Genomic DNA, 1,907 nt, shown 5'->3' with positions numbered 1-1,907 from the left:
GTTCCTAAAAGGCGATTTAGTTGTGGGGCACCCCAACATTTGACAAAGAACCTTTTTTGTCTTTTGTTCGTCAAGGCAGGGACAATATGATATACTACAGGTCTAGGATGTAATCTAGGAAAGGGGACCTTCCCGTGTCTTTTTGGAACGAGAAAATCAAACCTCATCTTGAGGGCCATCATAAATTGATCATTGCGGTTGTTCTTCTTGCCGTATTAGCAGGGACGGCTTACTATTTTCGTCTTGATATCAAGGATAAGGTCATCAAGGCCAAACCCCAGCCTATCCAGTCCATGGAGCTTGCCAATACGAATTTCGCGCTCCAGGCAATCAACAGTCCGAAGCTGAATGTTCAGGAAATTGACCGCGTCAGTGCTTTTTTTGTTAAAAATGGACATGTCTTTTTCTCTATGCGCAATCCTGATGGATCGGAGACCCAAGTGGAGGCCTTTGACCTAAAGGATGGTGCCTTGGTGCCATACCGCGGATTTGGAAAGGATGGCATCCTGACCATCAAGGAGAAAATGGTCTTTGGCATGACCGTAGACAGTGACAATAACGTCTATTATGTCAAAAAAGGAGTCCACGCTCTCATCAGCGGCAATGATATTGCAAGCCTGCAGGGAAACACGACGGCGACCCGCATTGCTTTTCTGCCTGGGGAGCAGCAAGCCTACCTTTATGGAAACGATAATTTTACCTTGGCTGACGTAAAGGATGGGGGACTTACGAACAATCATCCTTCCTTCCTCCACAACCGTGCTAATCCCTTTAAGGGCGGCCTTACCTTGGTCCAGGTCATGGACGATGGGACGGTCTACGGCGGCGGACGGATCAAGCCAAATGGATTCAACATTATTGGTGCCTTTAAGCCGGATGGCAAACTGATTCAGTACTACGGCAGCTATCAGCCGACGGATAAGGATTCCATCTATAACCTTGTTGATATGGCCATTATGGACCATTATATTGCCGTCATTGACGGGTTTACCCTGAAACTGTGGCGCCGCAACGGTATGTATTTGGGAAACTTCAATAGCTCCAAACTTCTTGGCGGCGACCTGAATTGTCTCCGTCTATCCCCACTTGATGATCGGACCATGCTGATTTTAGCCTATGTACGAAACGCGAAGACGAAACTTGTGGATTTGAAGGTGTTTCGGATGCAGTTCCCGGAATAAGAAAGTTTTGGCGCAATGGCTGCGCCAAAACCTTGAAGTTGTGAGTTTTGAGTTAAACCCTCAAACGCACGGCGCCAAACCGTCTCCCTTCGGTCGTGGGCGCCGAATTGATTTTTCGATAACACGGTCCGTGAGCCGAATCGCGTTGGCAGCGTCTTGCGATTAGCAGTTTTGGCCCATCGAAAAATGTTCCTCGCTACCGCTCGTGTGGAGACGTCGGGTTCCCCTTTTATTTTTACTCGGAGCAAAAATCGCTCCGATTCGATGCAGTTACGTGTCATCATTGGTTTTAAAAAGATATATCTGATGCCAATGATAGCATGCCCCGTCGCAAGAAGGTACGTACCACAATCTCATTTCTAAGACGCCCGAAAAAATGCTTTCGGCGATCCCTTTTGAGTCAGCCCAAAAATCGGGCTGATTTGATGAAGTGTGTGAGGCCACTTTTTAAAAAGGTTTTGTGGAAACAATGGCCTCATGGCCTATCGTACGATGGACCGTCCCACGTTTGGGGGTAGCTTACGCCTGGGCGCTTCCTTTCCTAACCATGTGTCGTCACTTCCAGCGCCCAGCTTATCAAAGCGGAAGCTTTTTTGCAATCTTCAGTCCATATGGACCCATCTACTTTGTCGCCCGCGCTCCCAACCTCCTAGACGTACACAAACCGTATGCCGTCGTCGGTGGAAGTGGGGGCTCCTCGCATCTGGATCCATCTGAACCGAATTC

Annotated in this window: 1 protein-coding gene; it reads left to right on the top strand. The window is 48.3% G+C overall.

Annotated elements, in window-relative coordinates; all coding sequences use genetic code 11:
• Positions 1 to 134: 134 nt before the first annotated feature.
• Positions 135 to 1,181 carry a hypothetical protein gene (locus DW817_RS10515; RefSeq protein ID WP_021736328.1) on the top strand — a complete coding sequence of 349 codons (1,047 nt, stop codon included), beginning with the start codon at positions 135 to 137 and terminating at the stop codon, positions 1,179 to 1,181.
• Positions 1,182 to 1,907 lie beyond the last annotated feature (726 nt).

This window comes from Acidaminococcus sp. AM33-14BH (genome assembly GCF_003603525.1).
Taxonomy (GTDB): Bacteria; Bacillota; Negativicutes; order Acidaminococcales; family Acidaminococcaceae; genus Acidaminococcus; species Acidaminococcus intestini.
Note: the sequence above shows the minus strand (reverse complement) of the source record. Positions and strands in the feature narration are given on the sequence as shown.